This is a genomic window from Georgenia deserti (genome assembly GCF_042680605.1).
GTDB classification, from domain to species: domain Bacteria; phylum Actinomycetota; class Actinomycetes; order Actinomycetales; family Actinomycetaceae; genus Allobogoriella; species Allobogoriella deserti.
Genome location: NZ_JBHUEE010000001.1, coordinates 354,162 through 369,189, shown reverse-complemented (window position 1 = coordinate 369,189; position 15,028 = coordinate 354,162). Strand labels below are relative to the sequence as shown.

Annotated in this window: 25 protein-coding genes; all 25 read right to left on the bottom strand. The window is 68.5% G+C overall.

Features of this window, described 5'->3' with window-relative positions:
* Window positions 1-128: 128 nt before the first annotated feature.
* On the bottom strand, window positions 129-614 hold the full coding sequence (gene rplO, locus ACFSE6_RS01800; protein WP_388001984.1) for a 50S ribosomal protein L15: 486 nt from the start codon (window positions 612-614) through the stop codon (window positions 129-131).
* Window positions 614-796, bottom strand: a complete 183-nt coding sequence (gene rpmD, locus ACFSE6_RS01795) for a 50S ribosomal protein L30 (protein ID WP_388001983.1) — start codon at window positions 794-796, stop codon at window positions 614-616. Before rpmD ends, rplO begins: the two co-directional genes overlap by 1 nt.
* Window positions 796-1,506 carry a 30S ribosomal protein S5 gene (rpsE, locus tag ACFSE6_RS01790; RefSeq protein ID WP_388001982.1) on the bottom strand — a complete coding sequence of 237 codons (711 nt, stop codon included), beginning with the start codon at window positions 1,504-1,506 and terminating at the stop codon, window positions 796-798. The genes rpmD and rpsE overlap by 1 nt, the downstream gene beginning before the upstream one ends.
* A gap of 25 nt (window positions 1,507-1,531) precedes the next feature.
* Entirely contained in the window at window positions 1,532-1,915 is a 384-nt protein-coding gene (rplR, locus tag ACFSE6_RS01785) for a 50S ribosomal protein L18 (protein ID WP_388001981.1), read from the bottom strand.
* A 3-nt stretch (window positions 1,916-1,918) separates the two neighbouring features.
* A complete protein-coding gene (gene rplF / locus ACFSE6_RS01780) occupies window positions 1,919-2,458 on the bottom strand; it encodes a 50S ribosomal protein L6 (RefSeq protein ID WP_388001980.1) in 540 nt (179 codons plus the stop codon).
* A gap of 15 nt (window positions 2,459-2,473) precedes the next feature.
* Complete coding sequence (gene rpsH / locus ACFSE6_RS01775; protein WP_388001979.1) at window positions 2,474-2,872, bottom strand: 30S ribosomal protein S8; 399 nt, start codon at window positions 2,870-2,872, stop codon at window positions 2,474-2,476.
* A gap of 57 nt (window positions 2,873-2,929) precedes the next feature.
* Entirely contained in the window at window positions 2,930-3,115 is a 186-nt protein-coding gene (locus tag ACFSE6_RS01770; RefSeq protein WP_388001978.1) for a type Z 30S ribosomal protein S14, read from the bottom strand.
* Window positions 3,115-3,699, bottom strand: coding sequence for a 50S ribosomal protein L5 (gene rplE / locus ACFSE6_RS01765; protein ID WP_388001977.1), 585 nt, complete (start codon window positions 3,697-3,699; stop codon window positions 3,115-3,117). Before rplE ends, ACFSE6_RS01770 begins: the two co-directional genes overlap by 1 nt.
* A gap of 2 nt (window positions 3,700-3,701) precedes the next feature.
* Window positions 3,702-4,043: a 50S ribosomal protein L24 gene (gene rplX / locus ACFSE6_RS01760; protein WP_388001976.1), complete on the bottom strand. Its 342-nt coding sequence runs from the start codon at window positions 4,041-4,043 to the stop codon at window positions 3,702-3,704.
* Between the two features lie 2 nt (window positions 4,044-4,045).
* Window positions 4,046-4,414 (bottom strand): 50S ribosomal protein L14, encoded by a 369-nt coding sequence (rplN, locus tag ACFSE6_RS01755; protein WP_388001975.1) that lies wholly within the window; start codon window positions 4,412-4,414, stop codon window positions 4,046-4,048.
* 225 nt (window positions 4,415-4,639) lie between these two features.
* Window positions 4,640-4,936, bottom strand: coding sequence for a 30S ribosomal protein S17 (rpsQ, locus tag ACFSE6_RS01750; protein ID WP_388001974.1), 297 nt, complete (start codon window positions 4,934-4,936; stop codon window positions 4,640-4,642).
* A gap of 7 nt (window positions 4,937-4,943) precedes the next feature.
* Complete coding sequence (gene rpmC, locus ACFSE6_RS01745; RefSeq protein ID WP_388001973.1) at window positions 4,944-5,183, bottom strand: 50S ribosomal protein L29; 240 nt, start codon at window positions 5,181-5,183, stop codon at window positions 4,944-4,946.
* Window positions 5,183-5,602, bottom strand: a complete 420-nt coding sequence (gene rplP / locus ACFSE6_RS01740) for a 50S ribosomal protein L16 (protein WP_388001972.1) — start codon at window positions 5,600-5,602, stop codon at window positions 5,183-5,185. Before rplP ends, rpmC begins: the two co-directional genes overlap by 1 nt.
* Before the next feature lie 3 nt (window positions 5,603-5,605).
* A complete protein-coding gene (gene rpsC / locus ACFSE6_RS01735; RefSeq protein WP_388001971.1) occupies window positions 5,606-6,421 on the bottom strand; it encodes a 30S ribosomal protein S3 in 816 nt (271 codons plus the stop codon).
* The gene (gene rplV, locus ACFSE6_RS01730; RefSeq protein WP_388001970.1) at window positions 6,421-6,813 is read right to left on the bottom strand and encodes a 50S ribosomal protein L22; all 393 of its coding nucleotides are present in this window, start codon (window positions 6,811-6,813) and stop codon (window positions 6,421-6,423) included. The genes rpsC and rplV overlap by 1 nt, the downstream gene beginning before the upstream one ends.
* A gap of 35 nt (window positions 6,814-6,848) precedes the next feature.
* Window positions 6,849-7,130: a 30S ribosomal protein S19 gene (rpsS, locus tag ACFSE6_RS01725; protein ID WP_388001969.1), complete on the bottom strand. Its 282-nt coding sequence runs from the start codon at window positions 7,128-7,130 to the stop codon at window positions 6,849-6,851.
* Window positions 7,131-7,138: 8 nt separating this feature from the next.
* A complete protein-coding gene (gene rplB / locus ACFSE6_RS01720; protein WP_388001968.1) occupies window positions 7,139-7,975 on the bottom strand; it encodes a 50S ribosomal protein L2 in 837 nt (278 codons plus the stop codon).
* A 30-nt stretch (window positions 7,976-8,005) separates the two neighbouring features.
* Window positions 8,006-8,311, bottom strand: coding sequence for a 50S ribosomal protein L23 (rplW, locus tag ACFSE6_RS01715; protein WP_388001967.1), 306 nt, complete (start codon window positions 8,309-8,311; stop codon window positions 8,006-8,008).
* Window positions 8,308-8,997, bottom strand: coding sequence for a 50S ribosomal protein L4 (gene rplD, locus ACFSE6_RS01710; protein WP_388001966.1), 690 nt, complete (start codon window positions 8,995-8,997; stop codon window positions 8,308-8,310). Before rplD ends, rplW begins: the two co-directional genes overlap by 4 nt.
* A gap of 5 nt (window positions 8,998-9,002) precedes the next feature.
* Entirely contained in the window at window positions 9,003-9,671 is a 669-nt protein-coding gene (gene rplC / locus ACFSE6_RS01705; protein ID WP_388001965.1) for a 50S ribosomal protein L3, read from the bottom strand.
* A gap of 11 nt (window positions 9,672-9,682) precedes the next feature.
* On the bottom strand, window positions 9,683-9,991 hold the full coding sequence (rpsJ, locus tag ACFSE6_RS01700; protein WP_388001964.1) for a 30S ribosomal protein S10: 309 nt from the start codon (window positions 9,989-9,991) through the stop codon (window positions 9,683-9,685).
* Between the two features lie 521 nt (window positions 9,992-10,512).
* Window positions 10,513-11,706: an elongation factor Tu gene (gene tuf / locus ACFSE6_RS01695; RefSeq protein ID WP_388001963.1), complete on the bottom strand. Its 1,194-nt coding sequence runs from the start codon at window positions 11,704-11,706 to the stop codon at window positions 10,513-10,515.
* Window positions 11,707-11,827: 121 nt separating this feature from the next.
* Window positions 11,828-13,930 carry an elongation factor G gene (fusA, locus tag ACFSE6_RS01690; RefSeq protein WP_388001962.1) on the bottom strand — a complete coding sequence of 701 codons (2,103 nt, stop codon included), beginning with the start codon at window positions 13,928-13,930 and terminating at the stop codon, window positions 11,828-11,830.
* Window positions 13,931-13,996: 66 nt separating this feature from the next.
* The gene (gene rpsG, locus ACFSE6_RS01685; RefSeq protein WP_388001961.1) at window positions 13,997-14,467 is read right to left on the bottom strand and encodes a 30S ribosomal protein S7; all 471 of its coding nucleotides are present in this window, start codon (window positions 14,465-14,467) and stop codon (window positions 13,997-13,999) included.
* Window positions 14,467-14,841 carry a 30S ribosomal protein S12 gene (rpsL, locus tag ACFSE6_RS01680; protein ID WP_345215101.1) on the bottom strand — a complete coding sequence of 125 codons (375 nt, stop codon included), beginning with the start codon at window positions 14,839-14,841 and terminating at the stop codon, window positions 14,467-14,469. Before rpsL ends, rpsG begins: the two co-directional genes overlap by 1 nt.
* Window positions 14,842-15,028 lie beyond the last annotated feature (187 nt).

Below are 15,028 nucleotides of genomic sequence, written 5' to 3'. Positions count from 1 at the left end.
GATCGGTCCATCGGGGTGGCCGGCGTCGTGCGGGCCGAGCGGGCCGCCGACCAGCCTACGTGATGTCGAGACAGCCGCGGGCGGCCCGGCGCTGTGGTGGACAGGGCCGGGCCGCCCGCGGCTCAGGATCACTCGGCGGAGATGGACCCGCCGGCTGCCTCGATCTTCTCCTTGGCCGACGCCGACCAGGCGTCGACGGTCACCTCGAGCTTGACGCTCAGCTCACCGGTGCCGAGGACCTTGACCGGCTGACCGGCGCGCACCGCCCCCTTGGCGGCGAGGTCCTCCCGGGTGACGGGGCCACCCTCGGGGTAAAGCGCACCGAGCTTGTCCAGGTTCACCACCTGGTACTCGGTACGGAACGGGTTCTTGAAGCCACGGAGCTTGGGCAGCCGCATGTGCAGCGGCATCTGCCCGCCCTCGAAGCGAGCCGGGACCTGGTAACGGGCCTTGGTGCCCTTGGTGCCACGGCCCGCGGTCTTCCCGCGCTTGCCGCCCTCACCGCGTCCGACGCGGATCTTGGCGGACTTCGCACCGGGAGCCGGGCGCAGGTGGTGCACCCGCAGCGCGGGGCCCACCTCCTCCGAGTTGTCGGGAGTCTGGGACTCGGCCATCAGTCGACCTCCTCGACGGTGACGAGGTGCGCCACCGTCGTGATCATGCCGCGCACCTCGGGCCGGTCCTCGCGCTGCACGGACTGACCGATACGGCCGAGACCGAGGGTGCGCAGCGTCTCGCGCTGGTTCTGCTTACCGCCGATGGCGGACTTCGTCTGGGTGACCTTGAGCTGTGCCATCACGCACCCGCCCCGACGGTCTGTCCGGACTTCGCCTCGGCCGCCTCGGCGTCCTCGCGCTCCTTGGCCTCACCCGCGGCGCGCGCCCGCAGCATCGCGGCCGGGGCCACGTGCTCCAGCGGCAGGCCGCGGCGCGCGGCCACCGCCTCGGGCTGCTCGAGCTGCTTGAGCGCCTCCACCGTCGCGTGGACGATGTTGATGGCGTTCGACGAGCCGAGCGACTTGGTGAGGATGTCGTGGATGCCGGCGCACTCCAGGACGGCACGCACCGGTCCGCCGGCGATCACACCGGTACCGGGCGAGGCCGGACGCAGGAACACGACGCCGGCGGCGGCCTCTCCCGTCACGGCGTGCGGGATCGACCGGGCGATCAGCGGGACCCGGAAGAAGTTCTTCTTGGCCGACTCGACGCCCTTGGCGATTGCCGCGGGCACCTCCTTGGCCTTGCCGTAGCCGACGCCGACCGTTCCCTCGCCGTCGCCGACGACGACCAGCGCGGTGAAGCTGAAGCGACGACCGCCCTGGTGGACCTTGGCGACGCGGTTGATCGTGACGACGCGCTCGATGTACTGGTTCTTGTCCTCGGAACGACGGCCGTCCCGGCGACCCTGACGACCGCCGTCCCGACGGTTGCCGCCCTCGCGGGCGCCGCCGTCGCGGTTGTCGCCGGAGCCGGCGGCGCCGGTCCTGCTTCGCTGCGGTGCAGCCATCAGATGTTCCTCTGCTCTCGTACGTTCACAGGGTGAGCCCGCCCTCACGGGCACCGTCGGCCACGGCCGCGACCCGGCCGTGGTACTTGTTGCCGCCACGGTCGAAAACGGCGGCGCTGAGGCCGGCCGCCTTCGCCCGCTCGGCTACAAGCTCGCCGACGCGGCGGGCCTTGGCGCTCTTGTCCCCCTCGGCCGTGCGCAGGTCGGCCTCGAGCGTGGACGCGGAGACCAGCGTGCGGCCGACGGTGTCGTCCACGAGCTGGGCAACCATGTGGCGGCTGGAACGGGTGACCACGAGGCGAGGCCGGTCGGCCGTGCCCGAGATCCGCTTGCGCACCCGCAGGTGCCGGCGAGACCGGGCGATCTGCTTGCCCTTGGCCTTCGACTGACGCTTGATGGTGACAGCCATGGGTTACTTACCCGCCTTTCCGACCTTGCGGCGGATCTGTTCGCCGGCGTAACGCACGCCCTTGCCCTTGTACGGCTCGGGCCTGCGGATCTTGCGGATGTTCGCCGCGACCTCACCGACGAGCTGCTTGTCGATGCCGGAGACGGAGAACTTGTTCGGACCCTGCACCTGGAAGGTGATGCCTTCCGGGGCCGCGACCGAGACCGGGTGCGAGAAACCGAGCGCGAGCTCGAGGTCCTGCCCCTTGGCCTGGACGCGGTAGCCGGTGCCGACGATCTCCAGCTCCTTGGTGTACCCGTCGGTCACACCGACGACGAGGTTCTGGATCAGGGTGCGGGTGAGCCCGTGCAGCGAGCGCGACTCGCGCTCGTCGTCGGGGCGGCTCACCACGATGGCGCCTTCGTCGTCACGGTCGACGGTGATGGGCTCGGCCACCGTGTGCGACAGGGTGCCCTTCGGCCCCTTCACGGTGACGTCCTGGCCGTCGATGGTGACCTCGACGCCGGAGGGCACGGTGACGGGGAGCTTTCCGATGCGGGACATATCTGGCTCCTCCTCTCACCAGACGTAGGCGAGGACTTCCCCGCCCACGCCCTTGCTCTGGGCCTCACGGTCGGTCAGCAGGCCGGATGAGGTGGACAGGATCGCCACCCCGAGGCCGCCCAGGACCTTCGGCAGGTTCGTGGACTTGGCGTACACACGCAGACCCGGCTTCGAGACGCGGCGGACCCCGGCGAGGGACCGCTCACGGTTCGGGCCGAACTTCAGGTCCAGGGTCAGCTTCTTGCCGACCTCGGCGTCCTCGACGGTCCAGCCGGCGATGTAGCCCTCCGCCTTCAGGATCTCGGCGATGTTCGCCTTGAGCTTCGAGTACGGCATGGTCACCGACTCGTGGTACGCCGAGTTGGCGTTACGCAGACGCGTGAGCATGTCTGCGATGGGATCGGTCATGGTCATCGGGCGTCAGCCCTTCCTCGTCGAGGTTTCCTGTGAAGGACCTGCGACGTAGTCGTTTTACCAGCTGGACTTCGTCACGCCGGGCAGCTGCCCGGCGAGGGCCATCTCCCGCAGGCAGATGCGGCACAGGCCGAACTTGCGGTAGACGGAGTGCGGGCGGCCGCAGCGCTGGCACCGCGTGTAGGCGCGCACAGCGAACTTCGGCTTCCGGTTGGCCTTGTTGATCAGAGCGGTCTTCGCCATCAGTCCTCCTTGAACGGGAAGCCCAGGCGACGCAGCAGCGAACGCCCTTCATCGTCGGTGGTCGCCGAAGTGACGACGGTGATGTCCATGCCGCGGACACGGTCGATCTTGTCCTGGTCGATCTCGTGGAACATCGCCTGCTCCGTCAGACCGAAGGTGTAGTTGCCGTTGCCGTCGAACTGCTTGGGCGAGAGACCGCGGAAGTCGCGGATGCGGGGCAGCGCCAGGGACAGCAGCCGGTCGAGGAACTCCCACATCCGGTCTCCGCGCAGCGTCACGTGCGCGCCGATCGGCTGTCCTTCCCGCAGCTTGAACTGCGCGATGGACTTCCTGGCCCGGGTGACCTGCGGCTTCTGACCGGTGATGAGACTGAGGTCGTTGATCGCCCCTTCGATGAGCTTGGAGTCGCGGGCCGCGTCCCCGACGCCCATGTTCACGACGATCTTCGTCAGCCCGCCCACCTGGTGGACGTTCTGGTGACCGAACTCCTCACGCAGCGCGGGGAGGACCTCCTCGCGGTAACGCAGCTTGAGCCGCGGCGTGGGGGCGGTCGTGGTCTCGGCGGTTTCGGTGGTGGCAGTCATGCTCAGATGTCCTTACCGGAGCGCTTGGCGACGCGGACGCGCTGAGTCTTGGTCCGGCCGTCGCGCTCGACCTGCTCGGTGCGGTAGCCCACCCGGGTGCCCTTCTTGGTCTCCGGGTCGACGACCATCACGTTGCTCACGTGGATGGGGGCCTCGACGGTCTCGATGCCGCCCGTGCGCGCGCCGCGGGAGGACTGGCCGACCCGGGTGTGCTTCGTGGCCCGCTGGACGCCTTCGACAACGACGCGGTCGGTGTCCTTGTGGACCTCGAGCACCCGGCCCTGCTTGCCCTTGTCGCGGCCGGCGATGACGACGACGAGGTCGCCCTTCTTGATCTTCGCCATGGTCAGAGCACCTCCGGCGCCAGAGAGACGATGCGCATGAACCGCTTGTCGCGCAGCTCGCGGCCGACCGGGCCGAAGATACGCGTACCGCGCGGGTCACCGTCACCGCGGAGGATGACGGCGGCGTTCTCGTCGAACTTGATGTACGAGCCGTCCGGGCGACGACGCTCCTTGGCGGTGCGCACGACCACGGCCTTGACGACGTCGCCCTTCTTGAGGTTGCCACCGGGGATGGCGTCCTTGACGGTGGCGACGATCGTGTCGCCGATGCCGGCGTAGCGCCGACCGGAGCCCCCGAGAACCCGGATGGTCAGGATCTCCTTCGCACCGGTGTTGTCGGCGACCTTCAGCCGCGACTCCTGCTGGATCACTTGTTTCTCCTTGTCGACCTGGTTCTCGCGCCGGGCGCGAGCCTTGGTGAACTCGTTGCTGGTTCTCGCTCCCGCGAGTCCTGGTGAAGTTGTCTCGGTCTCACGCGTTCGCGAGAGCCTTCTTGACCTGTCTCGCCACTCAACCGACCGAGAGGCCGACCGGCTCGCAACGAAAGTCGATCTCGAGACCGATCCGTCGATACGAACCGAACCCCGCTGGAAGGATTACTTGGCCTTCTCGAGGATCTCCACCACGCGGTAGCGCTTGGTGGCCGAGAGGGGCCGGGTCTCCATGAGGAGGACGAGGTCGCCGACCCCGACCTCGTTCGACTCGTCGTGAGCCTTGACCCGCTGGGTCCGCCGGATGACCTTGCCGTAGAGCGCGTGCTTGACGCGGTCCTCGACCTCGACCACCACGGTCTTGTCCATCTTGTCGCTCACGACGTAGCCGCGACGCGTCTTGCGGAAGTTCCGCTGGGTCGCGGTCGCCTCAGCGCCGTCGACCGTTGCGTTCTCGCTCACTGGTTCCTCACTCCTGACTGCTCGGCGCGGTACGGATGCCGAGCTCGCGCTCGCGCACGATCGTGTAGATGCGGGCGATGTCGCGACGCACAGCCTTGAGGCGCCCGTGGTCCTCGAGCTGGCCGGTGGCCGCGGAGAACCGCAGGTTGAACAGCTCGGCCTTGGCCTTCTCGAGCTCCTGAGCGAGGCGCTCGTCGTCCATCGCGTCCAGTTCGGACGGGGCCAGGCCCTTGGTTCCGATGGCCATCAGCCTTCACCACCCTCACGAGCAACGAATCGGGTCTTCATGGGCAGCTTGTGCTGCGCACGGGACATCGCCTCGCGGGCGAGCCGCTCGTCGACGCCGGCCAGCTCGAACATGACGCGACCGGGCTTGACGTTGGCGACCCACCACTCGGGCGAGCCCTTGCCGGAACCCATGCGGGTCTCGGCGGGCTTCTTGGTCAGCGGCCGGTCCGGGAAGATGTTGATCCAGACCTTGCCGCCGCGCTTGATGTGACGGGTCATCGCGATACGAGCCGCCTCGATCTGGCGGTTGGTGACGTAGGAGCCCTCGAGGGCCTGGATCCCGTAGTCACCGAAGTTGATCGAGGTGCCGCCCTTGGCCACGCCGCGGCGCGAGGGCTTGTGCTGCTTGCGGTGCTTGGTCCGCCGGGGGATGAGCACGGCTCAGGCCTCCGTTCCGGTCTGTGCCGAGGCCTCGGCGGCCGGCGCGCTGCCGGCAGCCTCCGCGGGTGCGCCCTGCTGGCGCGACTCGCCGCCACGCTCACCGCCGCGCCGGGAGCCACGGCCCCGGCCACGCGGTGCGCGGGACGGAGTGTCCGCCTGCTCGCGGGCGTACTCCTTCTCGGTCACGTCACCCTTGTAGATCCAGACCTTCACGCCGATCCGGCCGAAGGTCGTGCGGGCCTCGAAGAACCCGAAGTCGATGTTGGCGCGCAGGGTGTGCAGGGGGACGCGTCCCTCGCGGTAGAACTCCGAGCGCGACATCTCCGCGCCGCCGAGGCGGCCGGAGCACTGCACCCGGATGCCCTTGGCGCCGGCGCGCTGCGCGGACTGCATGCCCTTGCGCATGGCGCGACGGAACGAGACGCGGCTGGCGAGCTGCTCGGCGATGCCCTGGGCGACCAGCTGAGCGTCCAGCTCGGGGTTCTTCACCTCGAGGATGTTCAGCTGAACCTGCTTGCCGGTGAGCTTCTCCAGCTCGCCGCGCAGCCGGTCCGCCTCCGCACCGCGGCGACCGATGACGATGCCCGGACGCGCGGTGTGCAGATCCACGCGCACGCGGTCCCGTGTGCGCTCGATATCGACCTTGGAGATCCCGGCCCGCTCGAGACCGGCGGACATCAGCCGCCGGATCGCCACGTCCTCGCGGACGTAGTCGCGGTACCGCTGTCCCTCCTTGGTGCTGTCGGCGAACCAACGGGAGCGGTGATCGGTGGTGACACCGAGCCGGAACCCGGTCGGGTTGACCTTCTGACCCATTACCGGGCCCTCCCCTTCGTTCCGGCGGCCTGCAGGGCCGCGTTGTCGGGCTCACCGACGACGACGGTGATGTGGCTGGTGCGCTTGAGGATGCGGCTGGCCCGGCCCTGGGCACGCGGACGGAACCGCTTGAGGGTGGGGCCTTCGTCGACGTACGCCTCCAGCACCACGAGCGCGGACTCGTCGAACGCCTCGCCGGCCTGGTCGGCCTTCACGCGGGCGTTGGCGACGGCGGACTCCACGACCTTGCGGACCGGTTCGGCCGCCGCCTGCGGGGCGAACCGCAGCACGGAGACGGCCTCCTCGGCCCGCTGACCGCGGACGAGGTCCACGATGCGGCGTGCCTTCATGGGCGTGACGCGCACAAATCGCGCCTGCGCCTTGGCTTCCATGTTCCTGCCTTACTTCTCGGTTCGGTGCGCGCGCCTCAGCGGCGGCGGGCCTTGCGGTCGTCCTTGTCGTGCCCGCGAAAGGTGCGGGTGGGGGCGAACTCCCCCAGCTTGTGGCCGACCATCGCCTCGGTGACGAAGACCGGCACGTGCTTGCGGCCGTCGTGCACCGCGAAGGTGTGGCCCAGGAAGTCGGGCGTGATGACCGACCGGCGGGACCAGGTCTTGATGACGTTCTTGGTCCCCTGCTCGTTCTGGGCGTCCACCTTCTTCTGGAGGTGGTCGTCGACGAAGGGGCCCTTCTTCAGACTGCGCGGCATGACTCTCCTCAGCGCTTCTTGCCGGTCCGGCGACGGCGCACGATGAGCTGGTCGCTGGGCTTGTTCGGACGGCGGGTGCGGCCCTCGGGCTTACCCCACGGGCTGACCGGATGACGGCCACCGGAGGTCTTGCCCTCACCGCCGCCGTGCGGGTGGTCGACGGGGTTCATGACGACACCGCGCACGGTCGGGCGCTTGCCCTTCCACCGCATGCGGCCGGCCTTGCCCCAGCTGATGTTCGACTGCTCGGCGTTGCCGACCTCGCCGACCGAGGCGCGGCACCGGGCGTCGACGTTGCGGATCTCGCCGGAGGGCATCCGCAGCTGGGCGAACTTGCCCTCCTTGGCCACGAGCTGGACCGACGCGCCGGCGGACCGGGCGATCTTGGCTCCGCCGCCGGGCCGCAGCTCGATGGCGTGCACCACGGTGCCGACCGGGATGTTCCGCAGCGGCATGTTGTTGCCGGGCTTGATGTCCGCGCCGGGGCCGTTCTCGATCCGGTCGCCCTGCTTGAGCCGGTTCGGTGCGAGGATGTAGCGCTTCTCGCCGTCGGCGTAGTGCAGCAGTGCGATGCGGGCCGTGCGGTTGGGGTCGTACTCGATGTGCGCCACGGTTGCGGGCACGCCGTCCTTGTCGTGACGACGGAAGTCGATCACGCGGTAGGCGCGCTTGTGACCGCCACCCTTGTGCCGGGTGGTGATCTTGCCCGAGGAGTTCCGGCCGCCGCTCTTGGACAGCGGGCGGACCAGCGACTTCTCCGGCGTCGTGCGGGTGACCTCGACGAAGTCGGCCACGGACGAGCCGCGGCGGCCCGGCGTCGTCGGCTTGTACTTACGGATTGCCATGGATCAGATCCCTCTTCCGGTTCACCGGCGTCAGCCGGAGACCTCGCCGAAGATGTCGATGGAGCCCTCGCGCAGCGTGACGATCGCGCGCTTGGTGTCCTTGCGCTTGCCGATGCCGAACCGCGTGCGGCGGGACTTGCCCGGACGGTTCGCGGTGTTCACCGAGGCCACCTTGACGTCGAAGATCTTCTCAACGGCGTTCTTGATCTCGGTCTTGTTCGAGCGCGGGTCGACCTCGAAGGTGTACTTGCCCTCGTCGATCAGGTAGTAGCTCTTCTCCGAGACGATCGGCTTGATGATGATGTCGCGGGGGTTCTTGGACGCCTCGACGCTCACTTCTCCTCCTCCTGGGCAGACTCCGCGCCCGGCGCGGCCTTCGGTCCCGCGAGGAACGTCTCCAGCGCGCCGGAGGTGAACACGACGTCGTCGTTGACGAGGACGTCGTAGGTGTTGAGCTGGTCGGCCCAGAGCAGGTGCACGCTCGGCACGTTCCGCAGGCTCAGCATGGTCTTCTCGTCGTCACGCTCGACGACCACGACGGCGGTGCGGTCCCCGACGACGTTGCGCAGTGCGGCGAGCGCACTCTTGGTCTTCGGGGCCTCGCCGGAGACGAGCTCGGAGACCACGTGCACGCGGCCGGCGCGGGCCCGGTCCGAGAGGGCGCCACGCAGCGCGGCCGCCTTCATCTTCTTCGGGGTCCGCTGGCTGTAGTCACGCGGCTGCGGGCCGTGGACGGTGGCACCTCCGGCGAACTGCGGGGCGCGGGTCGAACCCTGACGGGCGCGTCCGGTGCCCTTCTGCCGGTACGGCTTACGGCCGCCGCCGCGCACACCGCTGCGCGTCTTGGTGGCGTGCGTGCCCTGGCGTGCCGCCGCCTGCTGCGCGACGACGACCTGGTGGATCAGCGGGATGTTCGTCTGCGCGTCGAACACGTCCACGGGCAGCTCGGCGGAACCGGCCTTCTTGCCCTCGGCGTCCAGCACGTCGACGGAGATCGCCGACTGCTCAGTCTGCTCCGTCATGCGGTTCACGCCCCCTTCACGGCGGTCTTGACCACGACCGTGCCGCCCTTGGGGCCGGGAACGGCACCCTTGATGAGCAGCAGACCCTGCTCGGCGTCGACGGCGTGGACGAGGAGGTTCTGGGTGGTCTGGCGGACGTTGCCCATCCGGCCGGCCATCTTCAGGCCCTTGAAGACGCGCGCCGGGGTGGCGGCGCCGCCGATCGCGCCGGGCTTGCGGTGGTTGCGGTGCGCACCGTGGGAAGCGCCCACGCCGGCGAAGCCGTGCCGCTTCATCACACCGGCGGTGCCCTTGCCCTTGGTCGTGCCGACGACGTCGACGAACTGGCCGGCCGAGAAGATGTCCACGGACAGCTCCTGGCCCGGCTCGTACTCGGCGGCGTCCAGCGTGCGCACCTCCGCGACGTGGCGCCGGGGCGTCACGTCCGCCTTGGCGAAGTGGCCCTTGAGCGGCTGAGTCACCTTGCGCGGGTCGATGGCGCCGGCGGCGAGCTGGATGGCGCTGTAGCCGTCCGTCTCGGCGGTCCGGACCTGGGTGACGACGTTGGTGCCCACCTTGACGACGGTGACGGGGACCATCCGGCCGGCGTCGTCCCAGACCTGGGTCATGCCGAGCTTGGTGCCGAGCAGCGCCGAGACGGTGCGGCCCGCAGCCTGCTGGGAAGTCGTAGTCATGGCAGGTGTCCTCAGAGCTTGATCTCGATGTTGACGTCCGCCGGCAAGTCGAGGCGCATGAGCGAGTCGACTGCCTTCGGCGTCGGGTCCACGATGTCGATGAGCCGCTTGTGCGTGCGCATCTCGAAGTGGTCGCGGCTGTCCTTGTACTTGTGGGGTGAACGGATGACGGTGAAGACGTTCTTCTCCGTCGGCAGCGGCACCGGGCCCACGACCGTCGCACCAGCGCGGGTCACCGTGTCGACGATCTTGCGCGCCGAGTTGTCGATGACCTCGTGGTCGTAGGACTTGAGCCGGATGCGGATCTTCTGTCCCGCCATGGCGTCGTCTAACCTCTCTCGTACCGCTACCTTGTCCGACCCCCGCGCTCGGGCGTGTCGCGATACTCGACACGCGCCGACCCGGAGCTTCCGTAGCGGGGATGGGTCGTTGTGATGCTGTTGTCCGCGAGCCTCCCGGCCACTGCGGACGACATGACTGCTGGGGCCTGCCCCCAGGCAACCGCTCCAGTTTGCCAGAGCGGGCACCTGCTTGACCAGTCGCGCGGAGCCTCTTCCGATGAGGGATGGCTCACGCGGCTGGACTTTCGCGGCGAAACCGACGCCACGAATATCGTGCTCGTGCCTGCTCGCGGGGCGAACCGAGGAACGAGTTTAGCAACGGCCCGCCGCCGCGCGCGAGTGGGTGGGCTGTGACGCCGCGCACCGGCCTGTGCCGAGGCAGTGCCCCGGCACGACGAGGCCCGGGCACGACAAGGGCCCGGCAGCACCTGCTGCCGGGCCCTCGTGATCCTGCGCGCCCGCCGGCCGGAGCCGGCTACCGGGTCAGCCCCGGCGACAGATCACTCGAGGATCTTGGTGACGCGGCCGGAACCGACGGTGCGGCCACCCTCGCGGATCGCGAAGCCGAGGCCCTCCTCCATGGCGATCGGCTGGATGAGCTCGACCGACATCTCGGTGTTGTCGCCCGGCATGACCATCTCGGTGCCCTCGGGCAGCGTGATAACGCCGGTGACGTCGGTGGTCCGGAAGTAGAACTGCGGACGGTAGTTCGAGTAGAACGGGTTGTGGCGGCCACCCTCGTCCTTCGTGAGGATGTAGACCTGCCCCTCGAACTTGGTGTGCGGAGTGATCGAGCCCGGCTTGCAGACGACCTGGCCGCGCTCGACGTCCTCACGCTTGGTGCCGCGCAGCAGCAGGCCGACGTTCTCGCCGGCGTCCGCGGTGTCGAGCAGCTTGCGGAACATCTCGATGCCCGTGACCGTGGTGGTCTGCTTCTGCTCCTTGATGCCGAGGATCTCGACCTCCTCGTTCACCTTGAGCTGACCGCGCTCGACGCGGCCGGTGACCACGGTGCCGCGGCCGGTGATCGTGAAGACGTCCTCGATCGGCATGAGGAACGGCTTGTCGATGTCGCGCTGCGGGTCCGGGACGTTGGCGTCCACGGCGTCCATGAGCTCCTCGATGGACTTGACCCACTTCTCGTCGCCCTCGAGCGCCTGCAGCGCCGAGACCCGGATGACCGGGACGTCGTCGCCGGGGAACTCCTGGCTGGAGAGCAGCTCGCGGACCTCCATCTCGACGAGCTCGAGGATCTCCTCGTCCTCGACGAGGTCGGCCTTGTTCAGCGCGACCAGCAGGTACGGCACGCCGACCTGGCGGGCCAGGAGGACGTGCTCACGGGTCTGCGCCATCGGGCCGTCCGTGGCCGCGACCACCAGGATCGCGCCGTCCATCTGGGCGGCACCGGTGATCATGTTCTTGATGTAGTCGGCGTGCCCGGGAGCGTCGACGTGGGCGTAGTGCCGCGCCTCGGTCTGGTACTCGACGTGCGCGACGTTGATCGTGATGCCGCGCTGCTTCTCCTCGGGTGCGTTGTCCACCTTGTCGAAGGGGGTGAACTCATTCAGCTCCGGGAGCTTGTCGTGCAGCACCTTCGAGATCGCGGCAGTCAGCGTCGTCTTGCCGTGGTCGACGTGACCGATGGTGCCGATGTTGACGTGCGGCTTGGTCCGCTCGAACTTGGCCTTCGCCACTGGTGTCCTCCTGGGACTCGGGTAGTTTCTCAGCTCTGGCAGGTGCCCTCGGAGCCCCTGCCGGGGCGAATGGATCCTACGGGTCGGTTATGGATGTCTTGCAGGGTCGACCTGTGGGCCTTCACTCGCCCCGGGTCTTCTTGATGATCTCCTCGGCGACGTTCCGAGGAACTTCCGCGTAGCTGTCGAACTGCATCGTGTAGACGGCGCGGCCCTGGGTCCTGGACCGCAGGTCCCCGACGTACCCGAACATCTCGGACAGCGGCACGAGGGCGCGGACGACCTTGACGCCGCTCGCGTCCTCCATCGACTGGATCATGCCACGGCGGGAGTTGAGGTCGCCGATGACGTCGCCCATGTACTCCTCGGGCGTGCGCACCTCGACGTCCATCATCGGCTCGAGCAGCGCCGGGTCGGCACGCTTGATGCCTTCGCGGACGACCATCGAGCCGGCGACCTTGAAGGCCATCTCGGACGAGTCCACCTCGTGGTACTGGCCGTCCAGCAGGATGGCCTTGACGCCCACCATCGGGTAGCCGGCGACGACACCGTTCTGGAGCGCGTCCTGGATGCCGGCATCCACGCTGGGGATGTACTCACGCGGGATGCGGCCACCGGTGACCTTGTTCTCGAACTCGTACAGCTCGCCCTCGGCCGTGTCGAGCGGCTCGAAGGTGACCTGGACCTTCGCGAACTGGCCGGAGCCACCGGTCTGCTTCTTGTGGGTGTACTCCACCTTCTCCACCGTGCGGCGGATGGTCTCCCGATAGGCGACCTGCGGAGCACCGACGTTGGCCTCGACCTTGAACTCGCGCTTCATGCGGTCCACGAGGATGTCGAGCATGAGCTCGCCCATACCCCCGACGATGGTCTGGCCGGTCTCCTCGTCCAGGCGGACGGAGAAGGTCGGGTCCTCCTCGGCGAGCTTCTGGATCGCCGTGGAGAGCTTCTCCTGGTCACCCTTGGTCTTGGGCTCGATCGCCACGTGGATGACCGGCTCCGGGAACGTCATCGACTCGAGGATGACCGGCGAGTCCTGGGCGCACAGCGTGTCGCCGGTGGTGACGTCCTTGAGGCCGATGAACGCGTAGATGTGGCCGGCGTGGGCGTCCTCGACCGGGTTCTCCTTGTTGGAGTGCATCTGGAACATCTTCCCGATGCGCTCCTTCTTCCCCTTGGTCGAGTTGAGCACCTGTGCGCCCTGGGTGACCTTGCCCGAGTAGACCCGGACGTAGGTGAGCTTGCCGAAGAACGGGTGCGTGGCGACCTTGAACGCGAGGCCGGAGAAGGGCTCCTTCTCGTCGGCGTGGCGCTCGATCACCTCGTCCTCGTCGCCGACGGCGTGGCCCTGGACGGCCGGCACGTCGAGCGGGGAGGGCAGGTAGTCGACCACGGCGTCGAGCAGCGGCTGGACGCCCTTGTTCTTGAACGCCGAACCGCAGAACACGGGGTACGCCTCGCCGGAGACGACGAGCGCACGCACACCCTTCTTGATCTCGTCCTCGGTGAGCTCCTCGCCGCCGAAGTACTTCTCCAGCAGCTCCTCGTCGGCCTCGGCGACCTTCTCGACGAGCTGGGTGCGGTACTCCTCCGCACGCTCGAGAAGCTCCGCCGGGATGTCCTCGGTCTCGAACTCGGCGCCCATCTTGACGTCACCGCGCCAGGTCTTCGCCTTCATCGTCACGAGGTCGACCACGCCCTGGAAGTCGTTCTCGGCACCGATGGGCAGCTGCATGACCAGCGGCGTCGCCTTGAGGCGGTCCTCGATGGTCTTGATCGTGTAGTAGAAGTCCGCGCCGAGCTTGTCCATCTTGTTGACGAAGCAGATGCGCGGCACGTTGTACTTGTCCGCCTGGCGCCACACGGTCTCCGACTGCGGCTCCACACCCTCCTTGCCGTCGAAGACGGCGACCGCGCCGTCGAGCACGCGCAGCGACCGCTCCACCTCGACGGTGAAGTCGACGTGACCCGGGGTGTCGATGAGGTTGATCTGGTTGTCGCGCCAGAAGCAGGTGGTCGCGGCCGAGGTGATAGTGATGCCGCGTTCCTGCTCCTGCGCCATCCAGTCCATGGTGGCGGCGCCGTCGTGGACCTCACCGATCTTGTAGTTGATCCCGGTGTAGAACAGGATCCGCTCGGTGGTGGTCGTCTTACCGGCGTCGATGTGCGCCATGATGCCGATGTTGCGGACCTTGGTCAGGTCGGTCAGCACGTCAAGTGCCACGTGAGGCTCTCTTCGTCTCGTTCGTCAGGAAGGACTCGCCGCCCCCGGCGGGGACGGCGGGGCGGACTACCAGCGGTAGTGCGCGAAGGCGCGGTTGGACTCGGCCATGCGGTGGGTGTCCTCGCGGCGCTTGACCGAAGCCCCGAGGCCGTTCGAGGCGTCGAGGATCTCGTTCATCAGGCGCTCGGTCATGGTCTTCTCCCGGCGGGTGCGCGAGTAGTCGACCAGCCAGCGCAGCGCCAGCGTGGTCTGCCGCACCGGGCGAACCTCGACGGGGACCTGGTACGTCGCACCGCCGACGCGGCGGGAGCGGACCTCCAGCGACGGCCGGACGTTCTCCAGCGCCCGCTTCAGCACGACGGCGGGGTCGGACTGGGTCTTGTCCCGCACGCCCTCGAGCGCGCCGTAGACGATGCGCTCGGCGGTCGACTTCTTGCCGTCCTGCAGCACGCGGTTGACGAGCTGGGTCACGATCGGCGAGCCGTAGACGGGGTCGACGACCAGCGGACGCTTCCGGACTGGGCCCTTGCGCGGCATTACTTCTTCTCCTTCTTCGCGCCGTAACGGCTGCGAGCCTGCTGGCGGCCACGGACACCCTGGGTGTCGAGCGCGCCGCGGACGATCTTGTACCGAACGCCCGGCAGGTCCTTCACACGACCGCCGCGCACCAGCACGATCGAGTGCTCCTGGAGGTTGTGACCCACGCCGGGGATGTACGCGGTGACCTCGATCCCGGAGGACAGACGGACACGCGCCACCTTCCGCAGAGCCGAGTTCGGCTTCTTCGGGGTGGTCGTGTAGACGCGGGTGCACACCCCGCGGCGCTGCGGGCTGCCCTTGAGGGCCGGCGTCTTGGACGCGCCGGCCTTGACGCTACGGCCCTTGCGGACCAGCTGCTGAATCGTGGGCACTACTTCTCCGTCTCGGGTCTACTCACGCTTGTTGTCTTGCGGTTCTGCTGCCTGCTCGGGAGGTCACCCCTCCGGGCACCTCACTCGGCCCGCGGGGCTCGCTCACGCTGCCCCCGCTGTCGGGCGTGTCGTCCAGCTGCGGTACGCCGCACACCGCGCATCGAGAGATGGGGTGACCGGCTGCTGC